This is a genomic window from Ktedonobacter sp. SOSP1-85 (assembly GCF_016587415.1).
Lineage (GTDB): Bacteria > Chloroflexota > Ktedonobacteria > Ktedonobacterales > Ktedonobacteraceae > Ktedonobacter.
This window is the reverse complement of sequence record NZ_BNJI01000001.1, coordinates 2,467,415-2,489,377: the sequence shown is the minus strand read 5'-3', so window position 1 is coordinate 2,489,377 and position 21,963 is coordinate 2,467,415. Positions and strand designations below refer to the sequence as shown.

18 protein-coding genes are annotated in these 21,963 nt (G+C 54.8%); 10 read left to right on the top strand and 8 right to left on the bottom strand.

Annotated features, from left to right (window positions below):
- Window positions 1-35: 35 nt before the first annotated feature.
- A complete protein-coding gene (locus KTE_RS10400) occupies window positions 36-2,417 on the bottom strand; it encodes a tetratricopeptide repeat protein (protein WP_201380764.1) in 2,382 nt (793 codons plus the stop codon).
- A 347-nt stretch (window positions 2,418-2,764) separates the two neighbouring features.
- Between KTE_RS10400 and KTE_RS10395 the strand changes: the two genes are divergently transcribed.
- The 3 genes from KTE_RS10395 to KTE_RS10385 all read left to right on the top strand — a co-directional run bounded on the left by KTE_RS10395 (window position 2,765) and on the right by KTE_RS10385 (window position 5,807).
- Window positions 2,765-4,426 carry an AMP-binding protein gene (locus KTE_RS10395; protein WP_201380763.1) on the top strand — a complete coding sequence of 554 codons (1,662 nt, stop codon included), beginning with the start codon at window positions 2,765-2,767 and terminating at the stop codon, window positions 4,424-4,426.
- A gap of 241 nt (window positions 4,427-4,667) precedes the next feature.
- Window positions 4,668-5,189 carry a hypothetical protein gene (locus tag KTE_RS10390; protein ID WP_201380762.1) on the top strand — a complete coding sequence of 174 codons (522 nt, stop codon included), beginning with the start codon at window positions 4,668-4,670 and terminating at the stop codon, window positions 5,187-5,189.
- 114 nt (window positions 5,190-5,303) lie between these two features.
- A complete protein-coding gene (locus KTE_RS10385) occupies window positions 5,304-5,807 on the top strand; it encodes a hypothetical protein (protein ID WP_201380761.1) in 504 nt (167 codons plus the stop codon).
- 23 nt (window positions 5,808-5,830) lie between these two features.
- On the opposite strand, the gene KTE_RS10380 is transcribed toward KTE_RS10385, so the two are convergent.
- Both KTE_RS10380 and KTE_RS10375 read right to left on the bottom strand, forming a co-directional pair.
- Window positions 5,831-6,646, bottom strand: a complete 816-nt coding sequence (locus KTE_RS10380; protein WP_201380760.1) for a hypothetical protein — start codon at window positions 6,644-6,646, stop codon at window positions 5,831-5,833.
- Window positions 6,647-6,807: 161 nt separating this feature from the next.
- The gene (locus KTE_RS10375) at window positions 6,808-7,479 is read right to left on the bottom strand and encodes a hypothetical protein (protein WP_201380759.1); all 672 of its coding nucleotides are present in this window, start codon (window positions 7,477-7,479) and stop codon (window positions 6,808-6,810) included.
- A gap of 332 nt (window positions 7,480-7,811) precedes the next feature.
- On the opposite strand from KTE_RS10375, the gene KTE_RS10370 reads away from it, so the two are divergent.
- From KTE_RS10370 to KTE_RS10340, 7 genes are all read left to right on the top strand, one after another.
- On the top strand, window positions 7,812-8,534 hold the full coding sequence (locus KTE_RS10370) for a response regulator transcription factor (RefSeq protein WP_201380757.1): 723 nt from the start codon (window positions 7,812-7,814) through the stop codon (window positions 8,532-8,534).
- 41 nt (window positions 8,535-8,575) lie between these two features.
- Window positions 8,576-10,255 (top strand): HAMP domain-containing sensor histidine kinase, encoded by a 1,680-nt coding sequence (locus KTE_RS10365; RefSeq protein ID WP_201380755.1) that lies wholly within the window; start codon window positions 8,576-8,578, stop codon window positions 10,253-10,255.
- 194 nt (window positions 10,256-10,449) lie between these two features.
- Window positions 10,450-11,682: a HAMP domain-containing histidine kinase gene (locus tag KTE_RS10360; protein WP_201380753.1), complete on the top strand. Its 1,233-nt coding sequence runs from the start codon at window positions 10,450-10,452 to the stop codon at window positions 11,680-11,682.
- Window positions 11,683-12,022: 340 nt separating this feature from the next.
- Entirely contained in the window at window positions 12,023-12,262 is a 240-nt protein-coding gene (locus KTE_RS10355) for a hypothetical protein (protein WP_236037995.1), read from the top strand.
- Window positions 12,263-12,276: 14 nt separating this feature from the next.
- On the top strand, window positions 12,277-12,729 hold the full coding sequence (locus KTE_RS10350) for a hypothetical protein (RefSeq protein WP_201370794.1): 453 nt from the start codon (window positions 12,277-12,279) through the stop codon (window positions 12,727-12,729).
- Window positions 12,730-13,005: 276 nt separating this feature from the next.
- On the top strand, window positions 13,006-15,789 hold the full coding sequence (locus tag KTE_RS10345; protein ID WP_201380751.1) for an ABC transporter substrate-binding protein: 2,784 nt from the start codon (window positions 13,006-13,008) through the stop codon (window positions 15,787-15,789).
- Between the two features lie 224 nt (window positions 15,790-16,013).
- On the top strand, window positions 16,014-18,794 hold the full coding sequence (locus tag KTE_RS10340; RefSeq protein ID WP_201380748.1) for an ABC transporter substrate-binding protein: 2,781 nt from the start codon (window positions 16,014-16,016) through the stop codon (window positions 18,792-18,794).
- An 82-nt stretch (window positions 18,795-18,876) separates the two neighbouring features.
- Here KTE_RS10340 and KTE_RS10335 read toward each other — a convergent pair whose 3' ends face one another.
- From KTE_RS10335 to pgeF, 5 genes are all read right to left on the bottom strand, one after another.
- On the bottom strand, window positions 18,877-19,149 hold the full coding sequence (locus KTE_RS10335; RefSeq protein WP_201380746.1) for a DUF167 domain-containing protein: 273 nt from the start codon (window positions 19,147-19,149) through the stop codon (window positions 18,877-18,879).
- Window positions 19,150-19,175: 26 nt separating this feature from the next.
- Window positions 19,176-19,448 (bottom strand): YggT family protein, encoded by a 273-nt coding sequence (locus KTE_RS10330; protein WP_007907793.1) that lies wholly within the window; start codon window positions 19,446-19,448, stop codon window positions 19,176-19,178.
- A 7-nt stretch (window positions 19,449-19,455) separates the two neighbouring features.
- Window positions 19,456-19,950 (bottom strand): DUF6391 domain-containing protein, encoded by a 495-nt coding sequence (locus KTE_RS10325; RefSeq protein WP_007907791.1) that lies wholly within the window; start codon window positions 19,948-19,950, stop codon window positions 19,456-19,458.
- A 12-nt stretch (window positions 19,951-19,962) separates the two neighbouring features.
- Window positions 19,963-20,703: a YggS family pyridoxal phosphate-dependent enzyme gene (locus KTE_RS10320; protein ID WP_201380744.1), complete on the bottom strand. Its 741-nt coding sequence runs from the start codon at window positions 20,701-20,703 to the stop codon at window positions 19,963-19,965.
- 97 nt (window positions 20,704-20,800) lie between these two features.
- Window positions 20,801-21,706 carry a peptidoglycan editing factor PgeF gene (gene pgeF, locus KTE_RS10315; protein ID WP_201380742.1) on the bottom strand — a complete coding sequence of 302 codons (906 nt, stop codon included), beginning with the start codon at window positions 21,704-21,706 and terminating at the stop codon, window positions 20,801-20,803.
- Window positions 21,707-21,963 lie beyond the last annotated feature (257 nt).

Below are 21,963 nucleotides of genomic sequence, written 5' to 3'. Positions count from 1 at the left end.
TAGCCAGGGGAGGCACGCCTCCCCTGGCTACATTCTTATTCTTTCTCTTTCTCTTCGGCGGCCTTCTTGTGGCGGCGAAGGTGGCGCTTGGCGGCTTCACGCTGTTCTTTGGCCAGGTCGTCCTGGGGATTGAGGTGCAAAGCTTGCTCGGCGCAGGTTAGGGCCTCATCATAATGCTTGAGGCTATTGAGGACATGCGCCTTTTCGCGTAGCGTCCAGGCGTCATTGGCGTCTAGTTGCAGAGCCTTGTCATAGGCCTGAAGGGCTTCTTCATAGCGCTTGAGCTCTTTGAGCGCGAAGCCTCGGCGTCCGTGGGCGAAGGCGTTGTGTGGCTCCAGTTTAACAGCCTGGTCGGACTCATGTAATGCCTCCTCATAGCGCTTAAGCTCATTGAGCACAAAAGCTTTTTCGCGATAGAACCAGGCATTCTTAGGGTCAAGCGCCTGCGCTTGATTGTATGCCTGTAAGACCTCTTCATAGTGACCGAGATTTTTGAGGGCGAAACCCTTCTGGACATAAGCATACATATCGTGCGCATCGAACTGGATCGCCATATTTGCTGCCTCGACTGCCTCTGGATAGCGCTTAAGAAGATTGAGGACGTGGGCCTTCTCGCGATAGGTCCAGCCATCGTGTAGATCAAGAGTCAGGGCCTGGTCATATGCTTGAAGCGCTTCGGCGTGGCGACCGAGATTTTTGAGGGCGAAGCCCCGGCGACCATAGGCGAACTCGCTTTTGGTATCCAGCTCAAGCGAGCGATCGATACATTTGAGCGCCTCATCATAATGCTTGAGCGTGTTGAGGATATGCCCCTTTTCGCGCAGGGTCCAGGCGTTATTGGCATCCAGCTGGAGCGATTGGTCGTAGGCTTGCAGGGCCTCCTGGTAGCGGTGCAGCTCTTTGAGTGTATAGCCCAGGTAGGCATACATCCAGCCATTATTGGTATAACCGAGCTTAATAGCGTCATTGAGTGCCGTCAGGGCCTCCTCATAGCGCTCAAGATGATACAGCGCGAAGCCCTTGCCACCATAGAGCCAGCCGTTGGCGGGATCAAAGTGCAAGGCTTGCTCAAAATATGCCAGGGCCTCGCTATAGCGCTCGATGTCATTGAGCTTGTGCGCGGTCTCTCCATAGAGCCTGGCCTTATCTGGATCGAGAATAAGCGTGGGTTGTTGCGAGACCGGCGTAATGGGCGGTGGCGCGGGGGCTACCTCAGGCGTGGATGTTTGCGCCTGGGAATTAGAAGCACTTCCTGTCGCCATGGTGGTTGGCAGGCGGCGCGTCTTTTTAGAGGTGCTTGCGGCCTGGGGCTGGTTTTGTGCGTCGCCCTGCGTCGTATGGGGGGTACTCTCTGTATCCGCGTCGGCTGAGACAGTTGGCGTGTAGCCCTGAGCGGGTGTAGAGGAGGCTGGCTGGTCTGCCAGGATTGTGGGTGCGATGGCTGGTCTTGCGGGCTGTTCTACCACGCGGGTAGGAGCCAGAGGCGGTTGTTGCTGGTTTGCTGGCTCTACCATAATGGTCGGGGTGAGTCCCTGTGGCTGGGCGGGTGCGGCGTAGATTGTCTGCGTTGTATAGCCAGCGTTGAGTGCCAGGAGGAAGTCCGCCACCGAGGGGAAGCGTTGCTCACGGTCCTTGGCCAGGGTGCGCAGAATCGCCTGCTCTGTATAGGGTGGAATTGTTGAGTTTATCTGTGTGGGTGGGGTCGGTACCACCTTGGCATGCTGGAACCAGATGGTCTCGATACTGGTATCAGTGAATTGAAATGGCAGGCGCCCGGTGAGGAGTTCATAGGCCATGCAGCCGAGGGCGTACTGATCGCTTTTGATACTGCTTAAGCCTTCAAACTGTTCAGGGGCCATGTAAGCTGGGGTACCACTGCGGTTGGCGAGCTGCGTACGCGTCGAGGTAAGAGTTACGGCGATGCCAAAATCGGCGAGCAGCGCCTCGCCCTGGTCGCCAAAGAGGATATTCTCTGGCTTGAGGTCGCGGTGCACCACCGATTGTTGATGCGCATAGTTCAGACCATCGCCGACCTGGTTAAGGATGCGCAGCGCGTCGGCGACGGGAAGAGGCGCCCCTTGCTGCTTGAGCAGGAGATCGCGTAGCGAGCCGCCCGCGGCATAGGCCGCGACGAAATAGGGTACACCTTCATCGAGTCCTGCGTCCTGCACAGGCAAGATATGCGCATGCTTCAGACGGCGTAACAGGCGTGCCTCATCAAAAAACTGCTGCTCGGAGGCCGGATCAGTCAGATTAGTATGCAGAATTTTGAGGGCGACGACAGGTTCATCGGCGAAGATAACATGTTTGGCCTGGAAGACGCTGCCATATGAGCCGCGCTGTACCTCAGCCTGAACAAGGTAGTTTCCAACTTGACGCCCGACGTAGCTCTCCGAATCTGCTTGCGTATTGCTCATAAAGACTTCTACTCCTGGTTAATATATGGCCAGTCTTGCTCAGGTGTGCGAGATGCTCAACATATCCAGGTTTATTATAGAGAGGTGTTACCTATCAAGCAAGAGGTCAAGTTTTCGCGCCTTGCCCTTTTATTTCAGATCGGAACTCGCCCTGTGAGCTCCTTCCTCACTGGGGTAAGAGGTGTGCTGGCCCCAGGCCAGCACACCTCTTACCCCAGTGAGCGCCGTAGGCGCGAAAACGGGGGAGTAAAGATTGCCATATGCTCCATGTGGCGTGATATGATACAGGTCATGATCGGCAACAGCGTTGTTGTTTCTTACGCCAAGTGAGATGTAAGGAGGCATGTATGACGCAGGCGAAAACCCCGAATATGCTAGACTATGAAGCTGAGCGCCGCGCGTTCGCGCTTGAGGTTCCCGAGTATTTTAATTTCGTGACTGATGTGATTGGCAAATGGGCACAGGACCCGCAGAAATTAGCGATGTTGTGGCTAGGACAGGATGGGGAAGAGCGACGCCTGACTTTTGCGCACTTCGCGGAGGCATCGAGCCGGGCGGCGAACGCCTTCTCACTATTGGGGATACGCAAAGGCGATACCGTGCTGGTCATGTTGCCCCGCATTCCCGCGTGGTGGGAGAGTGTGCTGGGATTGATGAAATTAGGTGCCATTCCTATCCCCTCGACGACTCTGCTCACAACGAAAGACATCCAATTTCGTATCAAGGCTGCGGAGGCGCGTGCCATCATCACGGACAGCGAAGGAGCCCGAAAATTTGAGGCGGTGCGTGATCAGTGCCTGACCATCACCCAGGCAATTCTAGTAGATAATGGTGAGCCTGGTGAAGGCTGGCACAGCTATGCGCATATCACAGGCAAGGCTCTGCCAGATTTTGCAGGCCCCAAGACGCGTAGCGACGACCCCTGCCTGATCTATTTTACCTCGGGGACCGTGGGCAACCCCAAGATGGTGCTGCATACCCAGGCCAGCTATCCCATTGGACATACCATTACAGGGAAATACTGGCTCGACCTGCATGAGGACGACCTGCACCTCAATCTCACTGAAAATGGCTGGGCAAAAGCTGCCTGGTCCAGCTTGTTTGGCCCGTGGAGCATGGGCGCGGCCATCTTTGTCCAGGACGCGCGCGGAAAATTTAACGCGCTGGAGACTCTGGAACTACTGCATACCTATCCCATTACCACCTTTTGTGCCGCCCCTACGGCCTATCGTATGCTGGTATTGGATGAGCCACTGGCCTACTTACAGTCTCATCCACCAAAGGCGCTACGCCACTGCGTGGGCGCGGGCGAGCCGCTCAATCCCGAGGTCATTCGTCTCTGGGAAGAGAAGACGGGCCTGACTATTCGTGATGGATATGGTCAGACGGAGACGGTCTTGCTCTGCGGCAATTTCCCTCCTCTCACAGTCAAGCCTGGCTCAATGGGCAAGCCCTCGCCAGGTTTTGAGATCAGCATCATCGATCACGATGGCAGCGAACTTCCACCGCACAAAGAGGGCGATATCGCGGTACGTATCAAGCCCGAGCGTCCAGTGTGGATGTTCCAGGAGTACTGGCGCAATCTTGAGGCGACTCAGGCCAGCATTCGAGGCGACTGGTACATTACCGGTGACCGGGCCTATAAGGACGAAGATGGCTACTTCTGGTTTGTTGGACGGGCGGATGATGTTATCATTACAGCCGGTTATCGCGTTGGACCCTTCGAAGTTGAGAGCGCACTCAAAGAGCACCCGGCCGTTGCCGAGTCGGCTGTTGTGGCCAGCCCTGATCAGATGCGAGGCGAGATCGTCAAGGCATTCGTGATCCTGGCCCCGGGCTATGAGCCAGCGGACTCCCTGGCACGCGAACTACAGGAGCATGTCAAAAACGTCACCGCCCCCTATAAATATCCCCGCGAAATCGAGTTCGTCGAGACACTCCCAAAAACTATCTCCGGCAAGATCCGGCGCGTGGAACTCCGCGAAAGAGAGCGTAACAAAAAGAGCTAGGCTGTATGTAGAGGCATAGAGCCTAGCAGCGTCGGTCAACTTCCATATGTCGCTATAATGCCCAGGTGTATCTCATGGAGTCAGGTAAGTTGGGTGCAGGGATGCCGGAGGCATCCCTGCACCCAACTTACTAAATCCTCATGTATCCTGAGTAGGAGAATGCACGTTTATCTTTGCAATAAAGCGCGATTGGTTGAGGAGAGAGAGGGGAAGCGCACATCTAGAAGAGAAGAGGTGCTATATGTTAACGCGAACCCTTACGCTTAAGACGCTTCTGCGTTCGCTGGGAGTGATATGTCTTCTGCTAAGCGTGTATTGGACTGTGCGCATTGTCATGGCAAACGCGAGTTTGTTGCGGGTGAGCCTTCCTATTGTCGTGCAGGATGTCCTGTGGTGGCGCGACACTATGCTGGGTGATTGGATGACCGGCGTTCCCTTTGGGGGCGTTCTTATTTATCTAGGGATAGGGATTGGCTTACTGGGCATCAGTTCCGAGCGCCCACGCCTGGCATTCTGGTTGCTCCAGGTCGCCGTCTGGTGTGTCGGGATCAACCTGCTCTACCAAACGCCGGGGAAGCGGGTAACCTACGCATGGGAGCATCTACTGGCGCTTGTGGTGCCAGTCAATATGTTCTGGGGGATCGTCACCCTGGCAATCTCACTGTTATTGTTCATCAGTTACATTCCTTTGACACGGTTCTTGCGCCATGTATATGCGCATGCGCATGCGCAGGTGTACCTGGAAAGTGGTAGCAACAGCTAGGTTTCGGTGGACGTTTCTCCATTGTGGATGTATGCCTTCGTAGATATAATAGGGGAAACAGGTTACAGCTATTTTATTGTTTTGCGTTTGTATAAGTAAGGAATGCGTATTTCTATGTTACGGCGATTCTTGCGCTATCGATCTGTGTGGTGTGGTCTGGGAGTGGTCTGCCTGGTGCTGGGAATACTCGGAGCGATAAACGTCGTGCTGGCGCGTTCGGCCCTGCCTTCGGTGAGTTTCTCCTGGATTCTGTCAGATCTCCTCTGGTGGCCGGGATATATCCGTGGCCTGGGCTTTGGAGGCGTGCTGACATATATCGGTATCGGCATCTTCCTACTAGGCATAAGTTCTGGACGTGGGCGTGTGGCATACTGGTGCCTCCAGGCTGCGATCTGGTGCGCGGGTCTGAACACCTGGTACCAGCATGCGGGAAGTTGGGGACCCGGCGCCCTGGATATTATCATGCCAACAAATCTGCTTGGATGTGTGATAACCCTTACCTGCTCGCTAGCGCTCCTGGCTGCATATGTCCCCATAACGCGCCTATTTAGGCGACTCCTGGAGGCAAACTCGGCCGAGAAGGATCTTGAAACGGCTAAGACCACGGCAGAGGCTTAGCTTTCTGAATTGTCTCGCGATCTTTATGTATCGCTGCTCGCCAGTAGATGCGTCAGGATTGCGGGATTATTTTGGGCGCGCTCGATAAAGGTGTCTACTTGCTGCTGACTTAGGGTCCCGTTGTCGACCTCGGGTTGCAGGTTGCTATGGAGTGTATCACTGATCAGTTGCTGTAACTGCGTGCTTGAGACACCATGATTGCTGGCGACCTGCGCGATATCCTCTCCACCTTGCAGCTCCTGGATCAGGGCCTCTGGCGAGGTATGCAGGTCGTTGGCCATCTGTGTGCGTATGGAAGAGAGATGCTGGCGTAGCACTAGCGGCATGGAGTGGCCTGGAAGAAATGGACTCTGTCCACCTGTATTGTTTGCCGCGTGCGGAAGACCGGGAAATTGTATGATGCCTGGGCGTTGTGCCCCATTGGGATGTGGATAGAGGCTATTGAGCCTCGGTATGAAGGCAAGCGTGACGACCGCTACCAGGACGAGAGCTGCCACCAGGGCCGCCGTGGTGATATAGAGCCATTTGCGCATGTGCTGTTTGGCTCTCCTGGGCTGTGGCTGCCAGTAGGGGTAGCGAGCGTACTCCTGGTAAGGGGGGAACGTGGGGTGAGTGGCATAGGGGTCTTGCGCGGTTACAAAGGAACCTTCCTGGCCTGGGTGAGGATAGACTGTCTGGGTCTGCTCGCTATAGTAATTGCGTTGATAAGGGTCCAGGCTGGCGTGTGGCAGCGTTGAAGCGGGAAACGGCGCCTGGTGGTCCTGGTATATTGCCTCTTCATGTGGCTCAGAATATCTTTGTGGCTGGCGTGGATTATGACTGTGCGGTTGCTGCTCCATGAGACGACTCTTCTCCTCTAGGTAGATGCCTGTTCTCTTTCAGTATAAATCTGAGCCGTATTGAATTATTTGAGTGTATGTAGTCACAAAAAAGAGACCGGAACAGCTCCGGTCTCTCGCGTGAAAAAGGTTACTAAGGAATGGGTAGCAAAGGAAGTGGGTTATTTGGTCTTTTTGCCCTTCCCAACGTGATTGATCACTATCTTGAGGTAGTTGGGGTGCTTGCCCATGGCGGTTGTGAATTGGTCAACCTCGCTCTGGGTGAGCTGCCCCTGGCTGACGCCTTGTTTGAGTACGGTCGTCACGGCATTCTGCACGTCTTTTTGTAGGTCCTGCTCAGAGACACCCTGGGCCTTGGCGATATCGACCAGTGTCTTGCCGGATTTGATATCGCTGGTGAGCTGGTCTGAGGTCAGTTTCAGATCTTTCGCGAGTGCGTTTACCAGGTCAGTGCGATGCTGTACCAGGTACTGGCGAACGGCTGATGACTGTGCGCCCTTCCCGTTATAGCCACACCACTGGTGCTTGCCCAGGTTCTGCTTGAGCTTATCTGCCTGAGCCTGGGTGATTTTCCCATCTTTCACCATCTGGTCCAGGATATCCGACGCGCTCTGCTGGTGTGCGTTCTTGAGTTGATCAACAGAGATGTTCAGGCGCTTGGCCATATCTTGCTGAAACTGCTGGCAATATGTAGCATCGCTGGTAGTCGTAGTTGCGCCCTGGTTGATAACGCTACTGGCGAATGCCGATAGTGGTGTAAAGAAGAACGCGCCAAAGAGAGCCGCGACTACAAGGGCCAGGCTCCCCAGGCCGACAAAGATTGTTTTCTTCATGATTTAAACCTCTTTTTTGGATAGCCTATGTATATCTACTTTGCTATTTATCAGGAGTTCTCAGCGCCTACGACGCTTTACAGGGTGGTATGGGATGTGGTATGGCATTGCCTGCGGCAATGCCATACCACATCCCATACCACCAATAAGTTGATACATGCATATTCTATGACGCAAAGGTGAACAAAATCTCTTGTGGGTTTCAAGATTTGCTCAAGATTGCACGTGGGCGGATGAAAAGGTCTTTTTTTCTGTTGAGGCTATGCTAAGATACTGTGTAAAGCGAAAGAATTATGGTGGCTATTGCCTGGTGGGTTTTGGAGTAAAGAGCCATGGCGCAGAAAATTTTGATCATTGAAGATGAAGAAGGTATTATCCATTTACTCAACCTCTATCTTAAGGATGCGGGCTACCTGACCATTGTCGCGCGCGATGGCGCCGACGGCCTGGCGTTGCATGCTCGTGAGCACCCCAACCTGGTGGTCCTGGATATTATGTTGCCCGCCATCGATGGCTTTGAGGTCTGTCGGCGCATCCGGGCCTGGTCACAGACCCCCATTCTGATGTTGACTGCGCGTAGCGCCGAGGACGACCGCATCAATGGCCTTGAATTGGGCGCGGACGACTACTTGCTAAAACCATTTAGCCCGCGTGAGCTGGTCAGTCGTGTGCGCGCCATACTACGCCGTATCCCATCGAGCCAGGAGACTATGCCTGCTTCTAAGGCGACGAAAGAGGATGAGAAGTCGGTTCTGCGCTTCCCAGGACTCTCGGTTGATCTGCTGGCACGGCGAGTGGAGGTGCAGGGGCGTGAGGTTGCGTTGACACCAACCGAGTTCGATCTCCTGGCTTTAATGGCCCAATCGCCCGACCGGGTCTTTACACGCGAGATATTGATGAACAAAGTTTGGGGCTATGACTATCTGGGCGATGGACATACCATCGATGTGCATATTAGCGCCCTGCGTAAGAAGATCGAGGCGGGAGAGCAGCAGCGCTACATCAAGACGGTGTGGCGTGTGGGCTACCGTTTTGAGATAAAGGGTGCTCGTTAGGACAAAGAGCGCGCTTGTTTGAGCAGTATCGGGAGAGAGCGATGACGCAGAAACGTATGCGCTGGTGGCAGAGTATTCGCTGGCGCCTGGCCCTGGGATCGGTTGGGGTCACGATGCTGGCGATGATCCTGCTGGTGGCAACGGCGATTCTGGCTATACTTTACTACTATGATAGTGACCAGAAAACGCAGTTGAATGAGCTATCGGAGACCCGTGCCCAACAGATTGGGCGTGAATATAGTCATCAACTCAGTATTGGCGAGACCAGCGCCGCCGCCCTACAAAAAGCTTCTGTGATGACGCTACCAGTCGCGCCCTTGAAGAACTTACAAGACCAGACCTTTGTGAATGTGGTGTTGGGAGCAAACAATCGAATCGCCTATCCTACGCAGTCAAAAGTGTCATCCAAACAACTGATGCGTACCGCGCAGATACGTGCCATCTATGCCTTTATTACCAAGTACCTGGATCCTAGCCAGAAGGGCAGCGATATTACCCGGTTCCGCAATGATCTTGCCCAGGCGCAGAATGGTGACACCGTCACAGATACTCTAGGTAACAAATTGTTGCCACAATCCTTTATTATGCGGCCACTCTTCGCTGATGGGGACTCACACCACGAGGTTGTGGGTGTGCTTTTTGTCGCCCCCCGTTCGACTGTAGAGCAGTCTTTGCCACTATACATCTCAAATGTGGGGAGTGTGATGCTGCTGGCGCTGGTCGTGGTGGCTCTGCTGGCTGCGCTAGGGGCCATCCTCTTCGCGCGTACGATTACGCGACCGCTGGAAAAAATGACGATCGCGACACGCCAGATGGCCGTAGGCGACTATAATGTCCGTGTACAGGGGCAGGCGATGGGCGAACTGGGCGAGCTGGCAACTACATTCAATGAAATGGCCTCTCAGTTGCACCAGGACGTGGAGGCCCTGCGCGAACAGGAACTCTGGCGCCGCGAGCTGATCATGAATATTACCCATGACCTGGCGACGCCGCTCACCGCCATCGCGGGCCTGGGCGAGGCTATGGTCGATGGGATTAACCAGAGCCGCGAGGATTACGAGGCGACGGGGCGTATCATTGTACGTGAAACGCTACGCCTGCGGCGCCTGGTGAAGGACTTGCATGTCATGGCCAAGGTAGAGGCGGGGGCCCTCCACCCACAACGCACCTCGCTACGGATGGCGGCCCTGGTCGATGAGGCGATAGCGGTCCTGGCCCCCGAATTTGAGCGTGTGGATGTGGAACCGTTGAATAATATCTCCTTTGAACTTCCCCAGGTCGAGGCGGATGCGGATATGATCACGCGTGTTGTCTCCAATCTCTGTGACAATGCGCTCCAACATACGCCGTCGGGAGGGCAGGTCGTGGTCGATGCTCAGGTGCGGGGAGCCGAGTTGCTGATCTCAGTCACCGATACTGGTAAGGGCATCCCCTCTGAGTTGCTTGCGCGCATCTTCGAACGCTTCTATCGCATCGATGGTTCACGCCAGGCACAGGGAGGCGGGGGAAGTGGTCTGGGGCTTTCTATTGTGCGCGCGATTGTCGAGGCCCATGGAGGGCGTGTCTGGGCCGAGAACGCCCCTGGCATGGGGGCGCGTATTATCTTTACTTTGCCCCTGGTAGCCGCTGGCCAGCCCTCCTTTGCCGACGCCACTACGCAACCCCTCCAGAAAATTGGCCTGCTGGCGACATCCCAACCTGGCGGCCCTCCCTCCCAATAAATTGTAGGGTCCAAGCTGGCTTGGACTTTTGCCCGCCAGCAGAGCACTTCCTCCAGCGGGAGAGTCCAAGCCAGCTTGGACCCTACAATCCCACGAGACGTGTCAATTATCCTGATGGGTGGACTGATAATGATATACTGTGAAAAACCATGTTATAGCATATGTTTGTGTGTCGATTAGTTTCAGGATAAAGTATGACGACGCCCATTTCTACTGAGTATGAGGGGAAACTGTCGGCGGGATTGGCGCGCCTGGCCCGTGTGATCAATACCGAAAGTGAGCCTGAGCCTATCTACGAGGCGATTCTGCGCGAGGCACAGTCCCTGGTAGCTTGTGAACAGGCTCATTTGTATATCTATAGTTATGGCCTTGATGGACAGGCGCACCCTTCGTTTCTGGCGACCCTGGCGGCTGCCGAGAGCACTACCAACGCTCCATCGGTCAGAGTTGAGGTCTTATCAGCCGAGCGGGCAGCGTGTCTGATGGCTGAAGAAGAGCTTCTGGCACGAGCGGTAGCACTGAGGGAACCCGTGACTAGCCTGGTGAAGGGAAGCCAGGAGAAGACGCTCGGCGTCTTCCCTTTAGAGGCACGTGGACGGCTTCAAGGCTTGCTGGCCTTGAGGTACACTCGGTGCCTGGTAGACGATGAGATCACTGTGGGTGCGCGCCTGGGGGAATTGTCCGCCACGGCGCTCGCGCTTCTCGCCTCGCAGCGACACCAGCAAGAGGGTGAGGTACGCTTCCTTTCCAGGCTCGCGCATGAGTTACGCTCTCCCTTGAACGCGATAAATGGATACCTGGATCTCTCGTTAAGTGGAGTAGGTGGCGAGTTAAGCGAGCAGCAGCGTGAGTTTATGCAACGTGCGCGTGTAGGAAGTGAATATTTATATGCTTTGCTTGAGGATCTACTCCTGCTGGGGCGCGCGAACACTGGCCAATTGCGGCTTCGCAAACAGGTAACACACCTTTCCGAGCTAGTGACGAATGCGCTTGAAGATCTGGAGTTGACGCTTGAAGATGCGGAGATCCAGGTTAGCACGCAGCTGGTGGCGGACTTGCCGCCTATATATGCCGATCCCATCCGTCTTCAGCAGGTCCTACGCAACTTTTTCTCCTATCTCGTGGCACAGGCCCGACCCCAAGATCAGTTGCTTCTGCTAGCCTCTGTGGAGGCTGAGAGTGAAACACCAATTGAGGGAGATAGACCAGAGGAAAATGGGCGCTGGCTGCACCTGGAGTTAGAGGGTCCACTGGGAGATCACCAGGAGACCCAGGAGAGTGAGAAGGGGGTTCTCGCTTCCGAAACGCTACGTGCCCTCGCCATTGCTCGCCTGATTATAGAGCAGCATGGTGGCGTTTTGATTCAGGAGGAGCGCGCTGGTGGGCGATGCGCGTTGGTGGCGCGCCTGCCCATCGTCTTATCCTGAGCGAGGATGTGCTTGTCCTCTTACGCCTGTGGCGCTCGTTATGTTTGGTAGTGTGATGCGGATTGGCAGCCAATCCGCATCACACTACCATGCCTGATTGCTATGGGGAGAGGATTTATAATAGAGGTGAAGGGAAATTTGAGGGCGTGAATTGGCACGTTTTCGTTATTGGGTAGACAAAAGGCGAAAGAGGAGAGATTGCTGGAGGAACCCTTGACGCGTGGTATTTCGCGTGTTATTCTCAAGTTATCCCATCGTGTTTCTTGGCAGCAGCAAATGCCAGGAAAAATGCGCGGTACTGTACTTGCTTTTCATCAGGAGAAGGAGACCGACTGTGGGTATGCTAAGGATCATGTCTCGTCGTGGTGATGATCGCATCATGTGGGACCCCAAAAAAGTTGAAGCGAATGATCCCGAAGCGTTGGCTGCCGTACATGAGGCGGAACGCATCTTCGAAGAAGCGCGTGTACGTGGCGCAACTGCATTCAAAGTTGTCGAGTCAGGTCCTGTAGAGCGTATTGATAAGTTTGACCATACCGCAGAGCAGATCGTTCTCGTGCCGCGTGTCGTCGGTGGGTGAGGAGAGAACTGCTTATGTTGGAAACGCTGAGTTTGTTTCTCGGCATCTGGCTGCTGTTTCTCCTACTGGCGATCTATTACCTGTCGCAGTCGCCTGACGGACGGGTGGGACGTTTACGCGAGACAGTAAGCGAGCATCTCTCGGCTGAGAGCAGAGCGAAGGCCCTGCTCCAGGAGATGCTCTCAGAGGGCCAGTATCAACAGCTCATAAAATGTGGCTATCTCGAGGTATCGAGTCCATCGTATGATAGCCGCATTTACCGTATACCTGGCTCCGGCGGCCTGGTAAAGGTCTATGAGCGAGGCTGCGCGGTTATGGAGTTGTGTTTGCAGCCAACTGAGCCCCTCCCCGATGGCGATGTCGTGGTAATGCACAAACTGATGATTGAAGCGAACGAAGAGGAGTATCTGCAAAAAGCCAATCATTTTGCGCCTGGCATTATCTCTCTGCGATGCCAGCACCTCTAGCGCATTTCAAGGAGTGGGGAGATAGCTCTAAGTAAAGAGGAGGGATGGGCATGTGGCGGGGCAATTGCCCCGCCACATGCCCATCCCTCCTCTTTACTTATATTAAATATTCTTGCTAAACTTTGTAAAACAGAATACGTATATAGATTGAGAGAAACAACAAAGGCTTTAGTAGCGATTTTTATTTTATTGGCTTAAGTGCAATTTTATGAAAATAGGTGCGTTGGCATAAAGTAAAAAGCCCTCAAAGATTGGTCAGGGAGGAAACTGCCAGGTATGACTGAATGTCCAAATTGTAAAGCACCTGTGCGTGAGGGAATACGTTTCTGTAGCGCATGTGGTCAACGGTTGCAAACGCAATCCTCTACCTCAGATGCGCCCACTGTCCCTGCTTCTGGCGGATTTTCCACCGTCGCTCATACGTTATTGTCGGGTATGCGGCTACAGGGCGGGCGTTATCTCGTCAAGAAAGTGCTGGGCGAGGGAGGCATGGGGGCAGCAGTCCAGGCAACGGACAATCGCCTGGACGATAAACCGGTCGTGATTAAAGAGCTTATTTCAGATTCGACGGATGATGCCCGCTTCCAGGATGACGTGCGCAATTTCAAGCGCGAAGTGGCGATGCTTGCGCATATAGATCATCCGCTTATTCCTAATGTGACCGATCACTTTCAAGAGGGATCGCGCTATTTTATGGTTCAGGAGTATGTGGAAGGGGAGACGCTGGAGGAACGGATTACGCGTCTGAACCAGCCATTGAAAGAGCGCGATGTCTTGATTTATGCGTTGGAGGTGCTGGATGTGCTCGATTACCTGAGCCAACAGACGCCCCCCATCGTACATCGCGACATCAAACCCGCCAACATCATAATCGGGAGTAAAGATAAGAAGGCGCACCTGGTCGATTTCGGCATCGCACGCGCGGAGGTGATGCGTAACGCCCAGCGTAAGCAAACGACCGCGCTGGGAACGCCTGGGTATGCACCTCCAGAGCAGTATCAGGGGAACGCCGATCCTCGTTCTGATCTGTATGCTTTGGGGGCTACGCTACACCATTTGCTCACAAATCGCGATCCCCGGCACTACGCGCCGTTTAGCTATCCGCCTGTACGAACCCTGAATCCACAGCTCTCGCCTGATATTGAGCGCGTATTGGCGCGGGCGCTGCTCAACGATATGACGCAGCGCTACCAGAGCGCCACGGCGCTGCGTCAGGACTTTGTCTCGATTCTACAGCAACGCTTTGGCGTCTCGGATAGCCTGGGGCACTATGGTGCAACCTCTTCAAGTTCGTTGCCTGCCTACTCCGCGCCTACTACGGTAGGTACACCACCAGTGGGGCAGAGCGGTGGGCTAGCGCCAGTGAGGCAGAGCGCTTCTGGTGCGATCCCACCGACAGTACGCATGGCACCGCAGGGGGGAACAAGTGTCACGCCGCCTGTCCTGCCACCTGTGCCACCTGTATATGGCCCTTCCCCCTATATGCCACAACCATTAGCAACGCCAGGCTGGACGGGCCCACAGCCGCAGCCCCGTCGTCGCCAGCCCTGGTGGCTTTTCTTGTTGCTCCTCTTGCTTGTCTGCCTCTTGATTGGTGGGGGTGTGTTTTTCTACCAGGGCTTGCTACAGGGTAAACATACAACCAGGGAGCCGAATAAAGCTGGTTTGGGCGTGACGCAAATAGGCAATGAATTGATTGGTGTGAGCGATGGAAGCTATAGCTTTGATACGGGGCGGGCCAATGGGAGCTTGATGACGCAGGCCGCGGAGCGTTATCGTCAGGGGGATATTGGTGGCGCGACCTCTCTCTGGAGCCAGGCATCGACGCAAGTTACTTCAGATGCCGAGCCGTTGATCTACCTGGAGAACCAGCGCGTCGCGACGATCCCCCATATTACCTTGATTGTCGCGACTATGCTCTCGGGTGATGGCTCATCGGTGGGAGCGGGCCGTGATAACCTCCAGGGGGCCTACCTGGCGCAAAAGGAGTTTAATGATGGCGCTAAGCTGAGCGGGGGCCTCAAGGTGCGGCTACTTATTGCGAACTCTGGCAGTAAATCGACGTATATTAATCAGGTAATCGAGCGTATCAAGAACATCGCGGCAAGCGACAAGACGGTGGTTGGAGTCATGGGCTGGCCCTTTAGTTCGCGCGCGGTCGGCGGTGCGCAGCTATTGGGTGAGGCGCATATCCCTCTCCTCTCACCGACGGCAACCAGTGACCAGCTCACCGGGATCTCGCCCTATTTCTTCCGCGTTGCCCCGACGAACAAGGCGGAGGCTATCGCGGGTGCAAGGTATGTAGCGAACACGCTGCACGCGAAGAGCGTGGCGGTGTTTGTGGACGTGGCTGAATCCTATAGTCAGAGCCTGGCTCAAGACTTTGAGCGCCAGTGGCAAAGTGATGGCAATAAGCTTGCCACCGAGGCACGTTATACCACTAGTAACGGAGCATCGATCATAAAGGCTTTGCCAGGGGTGCTGGCGACACATCCCGATGTGATCTACTTCGCGGGGCACTCGGCTGATGTGAACGTTCTCCTGCTGAATCTGCCTGCGGGAAATATCCAGGTTATGGGTGGCGATGCGCTCTATGAACTTAATGGCTATACCTCTAGCGCGCGTGCTGGCTTTAACCGGCTGCGCTTTACCGCGCTGGCCTACCCGGATGAGTGGTCGGTGCTTGGCAAGGGAGATCAGACCCCAGGCTTCTTCGCGGCTTATAGCGCGACGTATAATCCCAGCGGCAATCCCCCACCGTCAGCCTATGGATATACACGTCCGACCAGCGATGTTATGCTCTCATATGATGCGATGACGACACTGCTGAAGGGGGCGGAGAATATCTTGAAGACGGGCAAGACGCAGATCACGCCGGTTGACCTGAAGAATGGCCTGGCCCAGATCAGTGGCTCTCATGCCTTTCAAGGCGTAAGTGGACAGATTAGCTTTGACCCTAACGGCAATCCGGTGGATAAGGCCGTTGTGATTTTACATGTCTCAAATGATGGTTATATTCAGATGGAGAGTGGAATCGAGGGGCGTTTCTCTCTTCAATAGGAGAGGAGCCTCTCTGCCCTTAAGCAGTGATAAGGCCTCTTCATTTGACGCTGAGGGCAAGTTTGCGTGTATTATGTATATATTATCGTTCCAGGTCGTGGTGATGCGGAGGAGAAGATATTTCAAGATTGTATTCAAGCAAGATCATCACAGGACGTTCTTATTACAGCTCGCGGGAGCAGTAAATGCCCCGCGTTCATTTGCAAAGTGGTAGGCAGAATTCCATGAAATGTCCTTTTTGTGGTACGGATAATGTTCCCGGCGACAGTTTTTGTAGCAATTGTGGTGGTTACCTCGATTCCTCCGCGCCCAGTTCCGTGAGTAGTGGAGGGACGTCGAACACCGCGACGATTGTCAGTACTGCCCCTACGACAGGTGGCGGCCTGGCAAGTTCTGGTTCTCTTATCCCTAACGCAAAGCTCCAGAATGGTCGCTATGTCGTCGAGCAGGTTCTGGGGAGTGGTGGTATGGGGACCGCTGTCCTGGCGAAAGATACACGCGTCTCTAATAAGCGTGTCGTCATCAAAGAGTTGGTCTCCGATAGTAAAGACCCGGTGCAGTTCCAGGAAGATGTACGCAACTTTGAGCGTGAAGTAGATACTCTGGCCAACCTTGACCATCCATTGATCCCCACCGTGACAGATAGCTTTCAGGAGGGGACACGCTACTTCATGGTTCAGGAGTATGCGCCTGGCGAGAATCTAGAGACGCATATCGACCGCCTGGGCAAGGCCATGCCTGAACGCGAGGTTCTGACCTATGCCGTGCAGGTGTTGGATATTCTGGATTACCTGGGGCAGCAGACGCCGCCAATTGTGCATCGCGATATCAAGCCCGCCAATATCATTATTGGCAGCAAGGATAAGCGCGCCCACCTGGTGGACTTTGGTATTGCGCGCGCCGACGCGGCGAAAAACGCGAAAAAGCAAACCGCGGCCCTGGGAACGCCAGGATATGCTCCACCTGAGCAGTATCAGGGGAAAGCTGATGCGCGCTCAGACCTCTATGCCCTGGCGGCGACCATGCATCATCTCTTAACGAACCGTGATCCGCGCAATTATGGCCCCTTTAGCTATCCGCTTGCGCGGTCAGTCAACCCGCAGATCGCGCCCGAGACAGAGCAGTTGCTAACAAAGGCCTTGACAATTGATCCGTCCAAGCGTTTTCAGAGCGCTGCCGAGATGCGCCAGCACATTGAGCAAATCTTGCGCGACCGCTTTAACATGACGCCTGACACGAGCATGTATATGTTCTCGACGTCGGGTTCGATGACCATGCCCGCGGTGAGCACGACGCCCGCGCCTGCAACGCCACCTCCAGCCCAAAATCGTGGACAGCAGCAGGGGGCGCAGCCTATGTTCCCGCCACCCAGGGCGGTGCCTCCTCCTCCACAGCGTCGCTCTGGGAATGGCCTGGGGCGGGGGCTGGCTATCCTGGTTGGAGTGGTGGTCTTGATCCTGCTGGTCATCTTTATCACGCCCTTTCTCTTTAATAGACAGTCGCCCAACACGTCAACGAATAGCCCCGCAGCTTCGCCAGTCGCGACGCAAACCGCTGAGGTCAAGTCCAATGGCATCGGTGTGCAGCAAATCAACAACGAACTTATCGGCTTAAGCGATGGCACGGTGGCCTTCGATACCAACCGACCCGATGGTAATTTGAAAGTAGAGGCCGCCCAGAAACTGAAGAGTGGGGACTCATCGACGGCCCAGTCATTGCTGCACTCGGCACTGGCTCAGGACACCAATGATGCCGAGGCTTTGATCTACCTGGAGAACCAGCACGTTGTAACCTCGGGCGCGCCCTATGTGACGCTCGTGATTGGCGCGACCCTGACGGGGCAGAATAAAGATGTCGTCCAGGCTGGTCGTGATGCCTTGCAGGGCGCGTATGTGGCACAGAAGGAGTTTAATGCCAATAATGGCGCGAAACTCAATGGGACGCTGGTGCGCGTGTTGATCGCCAACGCAGGCTCCTCCTCAACGAATGTCACTCAGGCGGCCAGGCAGATTGTGCAATTCTCGCAAACGGATAAGACCCTGATCGGGGTCATGGGATGGCCCTACAGCGGTTACGCTCAGAACGCGATTGGCGTCTTGAGCACAGCCAAAATTCCCATGCTCTCGTCCACCGCTTCGAGCAATGACCTGACGGGGGCATCGCCCTACTTCTTCCGCGTCGCTCCACCCGATAGTGTGCAGGGACAGGTAGCGGCGCAGTATGCGCTGAATAAGTTGCAGGCGAAGAATGTGGCGGTCTTCGAGGACCAGAGCGATGCCTATAGCCGTAGCCTCGCGGATGCCTTCACGCAAGCGTACCAGAAGCTCAACGGCAACGTGATGGGTCCCTATCAGTATACCAAGGGCAACCAGGCATCAGTAACCTCGCAACTCCAGAATCTAGCCAATGAGTCGACGGCACCTGATGTGATCTACTTCTCAGGCTACTCAGGCGACGTGGCCTTGCTGATGAACCAGGTCGCAGCTAATAGCAAATTTGCCAATACCAAGATCCTGGGTGGAGATGCCCTCTATAACCTGGGAGGATACTCCAGTAGCAGTCGCGCTGGCTTTAACCGCCTGCGTTTTACGGCCTTTGCCTATCCCGATGAGTGGGATGTGCTAGGCTATGGTGGACAGAAGCCAGGCTTCTTTAACGAGTATGGCGCTGATTTCGACCCAAATCAACAGCATAAGGGATCGCCCTACGGCTTTACACGCCCATCGTATAACGTCATGCTGGGCTATGATGCGACGCTCGCATTGATCAAGGCAGCAGGGAATGTAGTAAGTACGGGTAAGAAAACCTTCTCTGGCGATGATATACGCCAGGCATTGCTCAACATCAATGGTGGCAACGCTGTCCAGGGCGTGAGCGGACAAGTTTCACTGGGCCAGGATGGTAACCCGGTCGACAAGGTGGTGCTGATCCTCTATGTCGATGAACAAGGCTATATCCACATGGAAAACCAGCCCGGGGCGGGCAAGTTCCTGGCAAATTCATAGTAGAGCCTCTATAAAAAAGTAGCGTTACGCGGTATGGGCATTCGTCCGTACCGCGTAACGCTACTTTTTTATTTAAGTGAGCTTATCGTGTTTTCTGCGAAGAGGCTGAGAGGCGTTGGATGATCTCTGCCTGCTCCAGGCCTTCAATCTCAACGATCTTCTGTCGCCCGGTTGCTCCACGTACAAGCGTGATAGCACGTTTGGGTAGCGACAGTGTCTCTGCAAGCAGTGCGATCAAGGCGGCATTGGCTGCCCCATCCACCGGAGGAGCGGTGAGACGCGCCTTGATCGCTCCCTCTTCCCATTCAAGTATATTTCTGTTGCTGCGGGGGATAACCCGAACCGGCACCTGCATAGAGTGAACCTTCCTGACCGTTGCGGTTACCAGTTGGGGGGAAGCGCCTGTAGCAACAGGATCTGGATGATGTAGAGCAAGAACCAGGCCAGGATGAACGAGATGTCGAACATCCCAATAGGTTTGACATAGCGGCGAATAGGCACAATAAAGGGATCGGTCACCTTGACGAAGAAGCGGATGAAGGCGTTGCGCTCATCGAGGCCGAACCACGAGGCGACAGCGCGTATCAGCATCGAGAGGAGCAGAAAGCCGATGCCATATTGGACGATGATGTTTAGAATGGGAAAAGGTAACATATACTATTTACTCCTGAACTGTACGAACATCGATCAGCGTGAAGCCCATTACCTGGCGACGAGTAATGCTTGTCACGCGCACACCCTGTAACTCGGGTAGCGTTGTGAAGTGGCGTTGGACATATTCACCAACCGGACGGGCGGCGGCCCAGCCAGCAAGTGAGGAGACCGCGGCGGTTGCCAGGCGCGTGCGGCGTTCGCTGGCGGCCATACCAAGCAGGGTTCCCAGCGTGACCAGCGAGATGCCTACAGAGAGATTGGTTCCGCAATTGGGATGGATTGCTAACTCTTTCTCGCCCGCTTGCAGGCGATGCAGGGCCTCATCAGCCGCGCGGCGAAGCTCTCCAAGGTCGACATCACCAAAGACGATGAAGCCATTAGGATTGGAATGGGCGGCCACGTTTAGCTCAGGAATGCGCTGGCTCAGGATGGTAATAGTCGCATGCTCAAGGGCATGATTCTGGCGTGTACGACGACTAAACAATATACTCTCAAAATTCACTGCGAGCCTCCTTTACGTGTATGCTCGGGCGCCAAAGATTGCCCGCCCAATGCGAACAATGGTGGCTCCTTCCTCTATTGCGATGACATAGTCATTGGTCATGCCCATAGAAAGTTCAGTACAGGTTGGACCCAGAATCTCGTCGCGCAGATGATCGCGTGCCTCGCGTAAGGCACGGAAGAAGGGGCGAACCTCTTCTAGGTCCTCGACCTGTGGCGCGACCGTCATCAGGCCACGTATCTCTAGGTGCGGCAAGGTTGCGACCTGGCGCGCCAGGTTAGGGAGATCAGTGAGCGTGACTCCGGCCTTGCTGGCCTCACTCGCCACGTTGACCTCTAGCAAGATCGGCAGACGACCAGGTTCTTGATCTGTCACCTCCTCTGCCAGCAGGCGGTCAAGCGTCCTGGCGAGATGCAGGCTATCTACACTCTGTACAATATCAAATGCACTCACGACTTTGCGCGCTTTATTCGTTTGCAGGTGTCCAATCATATGCCAGACCAGGTCTGCTGGATGAAAGACTTCTATTTTGCTTAGGGCCTCCTGCACACGATTCTCACCAAAATGTCTTATACCTAGATTATATGCTATCTGTATCATTTCTAGAGGCTTCGTTTTGGAGACCGCCACCAGGGTAACCTCTGAGGGCTCGCGCTGAGCGGTGTGTGCCGCGTCCGCGATCCTTTCGCGCACTTGTTTAATATTGGCGCTCATCTCTGCTATTTGTTGATCGGGTGCTTGATGCTCTATCACGATGACCGCTTTCAGCCTTTCCTCTTGAAATGGATAGTCAGTGTATATATGTCAATTACGTTTGAGGTGTATCCCTGGTTCTATCAGAAGGATTTTTTCACTCTCCTTGAAGCGCGATAAAGACCGCGAAGCGCCCGGTTTTCCCCTGCTCCTTGCGGTGTGAGAAAAAGCGCTCAACATGGCAACTAGTACAGAGGTTCGCCGCCTCAATATGCTCCTCAAGCAGGCCAGCCAGGAGTAACTGGTGGCGGTGCGTCTCTTGCAAATCGAGACGCAGGCTCTCGCGACCCTGTACATCGACTGTGCTAAAGGTCGCTGACTCGCGGACAAGCTCACGATATTGGGGAGCTGTAGGTGCAACGTCGAACAGCTCGCGACCCATAAAAATTGCGCGTACCTGTTCAGAGACCTCGTAGCAGCATGCGCCAATCGTGGGTCCGATACCCGCGAGGATGTCTTCTGGCTGGCAGCCAAAGCGCTCGCGCATCGCCTCAATCGTCGCGGGTCCGATTCCTCGTGCTGTGCCGCGCCAGCCCCCGTGCGCGATGCCGGTGACCTGTTTGACGGGATCATAGAAGACAAGAGGTGTGCAGTCCGCGAACGACATGGCCAGGCCTACACCTTGTTCATGGGTAATGACGCCATCGCCCTTGCGAATCGTCTCAGGCGCCCAGCCTGGTCGATAGTAGGAGACCTGACCCCAGTCGGTACGCCAGGGATCCTGGTAGGTAAACGTATGAATATCTGCTTCGTGGACCTGCCAGAGCGTCACGCAGGGCCGCCCCTCCATATTCATTGCTTGCAGGACCAGTTGGCGATTCTGGATAACGCTCTCCACGGAGTCGCGTAGTGTGCTGAGAACTGGTGTGGAGGTGTTGAGTCCGGTAAAGGGGGCCTCACTCACGCCGCCCGCGCGCGTAAAAACGCCATGGATTAGATTGGTATAGGGGGTAAAAAGCTCAAATTGCAGGTAGTGTAGGTCGCCAAACTGCTGCTCAATCAAGACTCTATCCTTTATGTTCTAACAAAAGAAGTGCTGGCCTGTTCCTCGCTATATGTGTGGCGCGCTTCTCTTATTTCTTATTCGGCCTCTGCTTTATGCTTCTTCATTCTAGCACATCCATCGGGTGTCTCAATCTTTCGCGCCTGCGGCGCTTATGAGTTAAGTCAGTGAAGGACGGGCGCGGGCATTCACCCGCGCCCGTCCTTCACTGACTTAACTGGTGAGTGCTAGAAGCGTTGTAGGGTCCAAGCTGGCTT